Below are 6,292 nucleotides of genomic sequence, written 5' to 3' on the forward strand. Positions count from 1 at the left end.
GATGGCCGCCGTCAGCGTCGTCTTGCCATGGTCCACGTGACCGATGGTTCCCACGTTCACATGCGGCTTCTTACGCTCGAACTTTTCCTTGGACATCCGACCGTCTCCTCAAAGCTGAGTCTTCAAGGTTGAGACTTGTGAGAATTTGCCCCAGCGCACACTGAAGCGACACTACCCACACACGAAACTGGAGCCCATAACCGGATTCGAACCGGTGACCTCTTCCTTACCAAGGAAGTGCTCTACCGACTGAGCTATATGGGCTGTGATTTTCCGTTCTAAACTGGAGCGGGTGATGGGAATCGAACCCACGTCATCAGCTTGGAAGGCTGAGGTTCTACCGTTGAACTACACCCGCCTTTCGTTACCGACGCCGCGGAGCCGTCTGCGCAGTCCCAACGGACCAGCCCCTTGCTGTCTATCTGGTGGAGGGGGGAGGATTCGAACCTCCGAAGGCTGAGCCAACAGATTTACAGTCTGCCCCCTTTGGCCACTCGGGAACCCCTCCGATGACGTAAGCCGAACATTTTGAGTGATACGCCGTCGGTTGTCAATGCATCGCGTTCTTATCTGGAACCCCGAAGTGGCTGCGGGGGAACCGCGCTGTCATCGCAATTTCATGACGGAGGCTGCGTGTTCTGCTATGATTCGCGCCCATCGTCACGAGACGGCGAATGATGCCAGCATCGACGCCGATTGACAATCCCGAAACACCGAATCGTGCGCACCGTGCACCCAACATCGCTGCGGCGCCATCCGGCCCGGCCGGACCCGCTCACAGCGCCGCCCGCCGGTGCGGCCCACGCTCCGCCGCGGAGGCGCATTTCGGCCCTGCGTGCCGGTATGCGCACGGAGACCCCCGGTGGCTGACGCCCGCGGCCTCGCGCCCCGCTTCGGCGGCGCAGCGAAGCGCACCCGGCCGGGGCCGGCCACCGATCGGTGGATTCCAGCCTTGCCCGGTCGAAGGCCCGCGCTCCAGTCGCCCTGACCCCGGCTCCCGGCGCCAAACCCGAAATCTCAACCCGATCCAAGGAGAACCAGTCCAACCATGAAGGTGACAATCTTCGGTTCCGGCTATGTGGGCCTCGTGACCGGCGCCTGCCTGGCCGAGGTGGGCAACGACGTCCTGTGCGTCGACGTGGACGAGCGCAAGATCGACCTGCTCAAGGCCGGCGGCGTGCCGATCTACGAGCCCGGCCTGGAGGAGATGGTGCGCAAGAACACCGCTGCCGGCCGCCTCTCCTTCACCACCGACGTGGCCGCCGGCGTGGCCCACGGCCTGTTCCAGTTCATCGCCGTCGGCACGCCGCCGGACGAGGATGGCTCGGCCGACCTGCAGTACGTTCTCGCCGTGGCCCGCTCCATCGGCGAGCACATGGAGGACTACCGCATCGTGGTGGACAAGTCCACGGTGCCGGTGGGGACCGCCGACAAGGTGCGCCAGGCGCTGGCCGGGGTCCTGGAGAGCCGCGGCCGGAACCTCGAGTTCGACGTGGTCTCGAACCCGGAATTCCTCAAGGAGGGGGCGGCCATTGATGACTTCATGCGTCCCGATCGCATCGTGGTGGGCACCGACAACCCCCGCACCGCCGAGCTGCTGCGGGTGCTCTACGGCCCCTTCAACCGCAACCACGACCGGCTGGTGATGATGGACATCCGCTCCGCGGAGCTGACCAAGTACGCCGCCAACGCCATGCTGGCCACCAAGATCAGCTTCATGAACGAGATGTCCGCACTGGCCGAAAAACTGGGCGCGGACGTGGAGGCGGTGCGGCGCGGCATCGGCGCCGACCCGCGCATCGGCTACCACTTCATCTATCCCGGCTGCGGCTACGGCGGCTCCTGCTTTCCCAAGGACGTCAAGGCGCTGATCCACACCGGCCGCAGCGTGGGTCACGCCCCGGCGGTGCTGGAAGCGGTGGAGGCGGTCAACGATCGCCAGAAGGCGGTGCTCCACGACAAGCTCAAGGCCCACTTCGGCGATCTGGCCGGCCGCACCATCGCGGTGTGGGGCCTGGCCTTCAAGCCCAACACCGACGACATGCGCGAGGCGCCGAGCCGGGTGCTGATGGAAGCCCTGTGGGCCGACGGCGCCACGGTCCGGGCCCACGACCCGGTGGCCATGGAGGAGTGCGAGCGCATCTACGGCGAGCGGCCCGACCTGGTGCTGTGCGCAACCCCGGAGGAGGCCGCCGAGGGCGCCGACGCCCTGGCGCTGGTGACCGAGTGGAACCTGTTCCGCAGCCCCGATTTCCAGGCCCTGCGCGAAATCATGAAATCCCCGGTGGTGTTCGACGGACGCAACGTCTACGACCCCCAGCGCATGGCCGACGAGGGCTTCATCTATCACGCCATCGGTCGGCCCGAGGTGAATCCCCGCCCCGCCTGACCCGGCAGGAAGCACGCTCCTGACAGCGGCCCGCACGGCAATCAGCGCCGTGCGGGCCGCGCCCTCCCCCCCTTCCCCGAACCCTCCCTGCCCCCGCCCGCCCCGGCACCGAAGCCCACGCCGGAAAGCCTCTGCCCGCGCGCGGCACGACACCTCGCCGCCATCGATCCGTAATGAGAACTGGTCCACGTCATTTCCACGGCAACGGTGTTAATGGCTGAACCCGGCAGTGAATGAAATTGCTGACACGCCTCACAACAATCCCTACACCAAGAGGAGTCACGCCATGCCGGGCAAGTTCGAAATCTACAAGGACGCCAGAGGAGAGTTCCGCTTCCGCCTGAAAGCCGGGAACGGACAGATCATCCTGGCCAGCGAGGGCTACAAGCGGAAGGCCAGCGCGGCCAGCGGAGTCGAATCCGTACGCAAGAACGCAGCGATGGACCAGCGCTTCGAGCGCAAGGCCACCAGGAACGGGAAGTTCATGTTCAACCTGATGGCCAGCAACGGCCAGGTCATTGGCACCAGCGAGGTCTACGAGAAGGAGTCCTCGCGCGACAACGGGATCGAATCGGTCAGGAAGAACGCGCCGGACGCCGTCGTGGATGACAAGACCGGGGACTGAGCATCGGCGGACCCCGCCACGGCGGGGTTCCTTTTCCCCGGACCGGGGGCATCCGGTCCGGCGGACTGCGGCGGTCCAGGCCCGCGGACCGGAACCGATTCTGGAGCTGGCGACAGGATTCGAACCCGCGACCCGCTGATTACAAATCAGCCGCTCTACCAACTGAGCTACGCCAGCATGGAACTGGATGCGCCGGCTCTGCCCCGGCGCGGGGCTTGCATTGTAGGACACGGAACCGTGGAGCGGCAACGCAAACCGCAGCGCACGGCCGCAGGAGTTCAGGGGCAGGCCCTCTCCTCGATGGTCGCCTGCGCGGCGATGTCCGCCGGGAGTTCCGGCGGTCCGGCGGACTCGTCCTCCACCAGGATCCAGGTCACCTCCTGGTACCGTTCACGGGGAGTCACCTCGGCCTCGATCCCCTTTTCCGCGAGCGTGGCCCGATGGCGATGGGCCGCGGATTCCTGGCGGAACAACCCCAGGGAGACGTCGTTCTCGTGTCCCGCGTCGGTGATGACGAAGCTGTCCACCCCGTTGCCCCGCAGCTCCCGCACTTGCTCCAGGGCCGCGTCCCGGTCCGCAAACCCGCTCTGGAGCACCCAGTAGGCCTGCACCTGGGGAAGGTTCCCGGTCCGCGGCTCCACCCGTGCGCCGCCCTGCGCCAGCAGGCTGCCGACCTGCCGGGCCATCTCCTTGTCGGTGAAGGGCCCGACCCGGTAGCAGTGGCGCAGCGCCACATCACCCGCGCCACCAGGCTCCGCGGCAGCGGATTCGGCCACCGGGTTCGGCTCCTGTGCCCCATCACCGGGCGGCACCGCTCCGGTATCCGCCTCCTCGCCCGGATCCGCGGCGGCCGCGGGTGCGACCACGGAAGCGTCATCCGCCAGGCCGCGCCCGCCCGTCTCCCGGCCGGCGGATGGATCCGCGGGCGCGTGCGGGCCGGAACCGGCAGGAGCCGTGGCGGGGACTGGATCACCACTGTCTGCACCGCCCTCCTCTTCACCCCGGGAACCGGGCTCGTCGGCCGGTGCCGCGGAGGGAGACACGACGGCTTTCCCCGCGTCCGTTTCGTTCCAGAGCACGAGCGGCGGCAGGCCATGAGCCACGGCCGGAGCCGCCGCGGTCGGCGGCGCGGGAAGCTTGCCGGCAATACCGAGCCCGAACAGCACGCCGTTGCCGAGCAGTACGAGGAGGAATACCCATTTCATGGTCGGATACCGCCAGCCAGTCCCGGATGCCCTTCGCCGCTCACCGCCCGCCTTCGCTCCAGCGCCGGTGGATACCGTTTCCCGCCCGCGGGGACTGCTCCGCGGCTTGGCGTCGGCGCACGACTGCAGACCGCTTCCCGACGGGGGGGTTGAGTTCCCGCACGGACAGACCGGCATGCCCCCGGCGTGGGGAGATCATGAATCGATTCACGGTGGAAAAACCTTCCCTGGCCCTCCGCGACAACGGCTCAATCCGACCGGGCGAACAGGGCCAGCCCCTGGAGCACGAGATCGGGAACCAGCCGGTAGCTGCCCTGAAGCGCTGGCTGCAGCCACCGGGCATCGCCTCCGGTCAGCAATCGGGCGACCGGAAGACCCAGCTGCCGGGCGTAGGCATCGCAGGCATGATCGATCGCCGCGGCCATCGCAGTCAGTATCCCCAGTTCTACACCTTCATCCGTATTTCTGGCAAAGGGTTCGGTCCGGGAGTGTGGCCTGCTTCCCGTTTCAAATTCTTGGTCGATGGCGTGCGTCCCGCCCCCCAGGGCCGCGCGCATCAGGCGCCGGCCGGGGAAGATCAGGCCGCCGGCATGAGTGCCGTCCTCCGCGAGCCCGTCCACCGTCACCGCGCTGCCGGCGTCGATCACGCAGACCGGGCCCCGCTCCAGGGAGTGGGCGGCGATCAGCGTCAGCCAGCGATCCACCCCGAGCTGCTGCGGCCGCTGATAGCCATTGCGGACGCCGCAGCCGTATCCCGCGGTTTCCACACGCTCAACAGGCACCCCGTAATCGGCCTGCATGACGTCCGCAAGGGCGGCCGCGTATGCCGGTGCGGCGACGGACGCGAGCAGTATACGTACCGGGCGCATCCCCGCGCTGCGGGTTTGTTCCGCCACGTCTCCCGGCGCGACTCCCTGGTGGACCACCGTGCCGCCACGGGCAAGATCGTTGCCGTCCCGCAGCCAGGCCCATTTCAACCGGGTATTGCCCAGGTCCAGCAGCAGCATCATGACTCCGCCCTCAGGCTGACTTCACCGCCGTAGTACCGTTCCAGCCCCGTGGCCGTTTCCAGCAGCAATGCACCACTGGAATCCACGCCGCGGGCGATGCCGCGGATGGCGCTCTTCGGCGTATGGAGGATCACCTCCCGATCGCGCATGGCGTCGAAGCGTCGCCAATCGGCCTCGAAAGCGGGGAACCCCTGCTCCTGGAACCGGCTCAGCGCCAGCAGCAGGGAATCGATGACCCGGCCGGCGAGTTCGGACCGTGACGGGGCGGCGGGGAGCGCATCGTGCAGGTCGGCCCACGGCTGGTCGATGGGTGTTTCGGCCGGCATGCGGTAGTTGAGGCCGATACCGATGATGGTTCGGGTTGCCCCGGCGAGCTCACCACTCACCTCGAGCAGGATTCCTCCGGCCTTGCGGCCGTCCATCAGGAGGTCGTTGGGCCACTTCAGCCCCAGCCCGGCGGCGCCGACATCCGCGAGTGCCGCGGCCACCGCGACCCCCACCGCCAGAGAGAGCCCCCCGAGACTGGCGGGGCCCAGGGCGAAATCCCAGGCCAGGGAAACATAGAGATTCCGGGCAAAGGGCGAAGCCCAGCTGCGGCCGCGGCGACCGCGTCCCGCGCTCTGATGCTCCGCCAGGCAGATGCGGCCGTGGCCGGCCGGGCCGGCGGCGTGCGCCTGCAGCCAGGCATTGGTGGACTCGGTGCTGCCGAGGACGTCGATGCCGCTGATCAGGGCCCGCGCCTCCTCGCCGAGTGCGGCACTGATACGTGCCGCGTCGAGCAGATCCAGGGGTTCGGCGAGACGGTACCCGCGCCCGGGGACGGAATCCACGCGCACACCGAGCCCCTGCAGGCGCTGGAGATGCTGCCAGGCCGCCGCCCGGCTCATACCCAGCGCAGCGCCGAGCGCCTCACCGGAATGGAAGCGTCCGTCGGCCAGCAGCGCAATGAGCTTGAGCGTCTTCTCCATGATTATCTCATGGCAATAAAAAACCCCTGCCCGATGGGGGCAGGGGTTGGAATAGGTGCCTGGCAGTGACCTACTTTCACATGGGGAAGCCCCAC

The 6,292-nt window shown here is 67.7% G+C and carries 6 protein-coding genes and 4 tRNA genes; 2 read left to right on the forward strand and 8 right to left on the reverse strand.

From position 1 onward, the window contains the following. From DFQ59_RS20655 to DFQ59_RS13270, 4 genes are all read right to left on the reverse strand, one after another. The coding region (locus DFQ59_RS20655) for a GTP-binding protein (RefSeq protein WP_211314935.1) at positions 1-96 on the reverse strand (96 nt) is incomplete at its 3' end. 92 nt (positions 97-188) lie between these two features. Beyond that, a tRNA-Thr gene (locus DFQ59_RS13260) sits at positions 189-264 on the reverse strand. Between the two features lie 20 nt (positions 265-284). Next, positions 285-358: transfer RNA gene (locus tag DFQ59_RS13265), tRNA-Gly, on the reverse strand. Between the two features lie 65 nt (positions 359-423). Beyond that, positions 424-508, reverse strand: a tRNA-Tyr gene (locus DFQ59_RS13270). Positions 509-1,048: 540 nt separating this feature from the next. On the opposite strand from DFQ59_RS13270, the gene DFQ59_RS13275 reads away from it, so the two are divergent. Together DFQ59_RS13275 and DFQ59_RS13280 are read left to right on the forward strand one after the other, a co-directional pair. Then, on the forward strand, positions 1,049-2,389 hold the full coding sequence (locus tag DFQ59_RS13275) for a UDP-glucose dehydrogenase family protein (RefSeq protein WP_114280184.1): 1,341 nt from the start codon (positions 1,049-1,051) through the stop codon (positions 2,387-2,389). Between the two features lie 286 nt (positions 2,390-2,675). Continuing rightward, positions 2,676-3,014 (forward strand): YegP family protein, encoded by a 339-nt coding sequence (locus DFQ59_RS13280; RefSeq protein ID WP_114280185.1) that lies wholly within the window; start codon positions 2,676-2,678, stop codon positions 3,012-3,014. Positions 3,015-3,115: 101 nt separating this feature from the next. On the opposite strand, the gene DFQ59_RS13285 is transcribed toward DFQ59_RS13280, so the two are convergent. The 4 genes from DFQ59_RS13285 to birA all read right to left on the reverse strand — a co-directional run bounded on the left by DFQ59_RS13285 (position 3,116) and on the right by birA (position 6,197). Then, positions 3,116-3,191, reverse strand: a tRNA-Thr gene (locus tag DFQ59_RS13285). A 101-nt stretch (positions 3,192-3,292) separates the two neighbouring features. After that, the gene (locus DFQ59_RS19585; protein WP_147275252.1) at positions 3,293-4,219 is read right to left on the reverse strand and encodes an SPOR domain-containing protein; all 927 of its coding nucleotides are present in this window, start codon (positions 4,217-4,219) and stop codon (positions 3,293-3,295) included. 248 nt (positions 4,220-4,467) lie between these two features. Beyond that, positions 4,468-5,229 carry a type III pantothenate kinase gene (locus DFQ59_RS13295; protein ID WP_114280187.1) on the reverse strand — a complete coding sequence of 254 codons (762 nt, stop codon included), beginning with the start codon at positions 5,227-5,229 and terminating at the stop codon, positions 4,468-4,470. Beyond that, positions 5,226-6,197 (reverse strand): bifunctional biotin--[acetyl-CoA-carboxylase] ligase/biotin operon repressor BirA, encoded by a 972-nt coding sequence (birA, locus tag DFQ59_RS13300; protein WP_114280188.1) that lies wholly within the window; start codon positions 6,195-6,197, stop codon positions 5,226-5,228. The genes DFQ59_RS13295 and birA overlap by 4 nt, the downstream gene beginning before the upstream one ends. Positions 6,198-6,292: the final 95 nt, after the last annotated feature.

Origin of the sequence: Thioalbus denitrificans (assembly GCF_003337735.1) — a bacterium.
Classification (GTDB): domain Bacteria; phylum Pseudomonadota; class Gammaproteobacteria; order DSM-26407; family DSM-26407; genus Thioalbus; species Thioalbus denitrificans.

Bases quoted from the DNA above. Each gene is read 5' to 3' on its own strand.
- DFQ59_RS13275 (WP_114280184.1), top strand. From the start codon at position 1,049: ATGAAGGTGACAATCTTCGGTTCCGGCTATGTGGGCCTCGTGACCGGC.
- DFQ59_RS13280 (WP_114280185.1), top strand. From the start codon at position 2,676: ATGCCGGGCAAGTTCGAAATCTACAAGGACGCCAGAGGAGAGTTCCGC.
- DFQ59_RS19585 (WP_147275252.1), bottom strand. From the start codon at position 4,219: ATGAAATGGGTATTCCTCCTCGTACTGCTCGGCAACGGCGTGCTGTTC.
- DFQ59_RS13295 (WP_114280187.1), bottom strand. From the start codon at position 5,229: ATGATGCTGCTGCTGGACCTGGGCAATACCCGGTTGAAATGGGCCTGG.
- birA (WP_114280188.1), bottom strand. From the start codon at position 6,197: ATGGAGAAGACGCTCAAGCTCATTGCGCTGCTGGCCGACGGACGCTTC.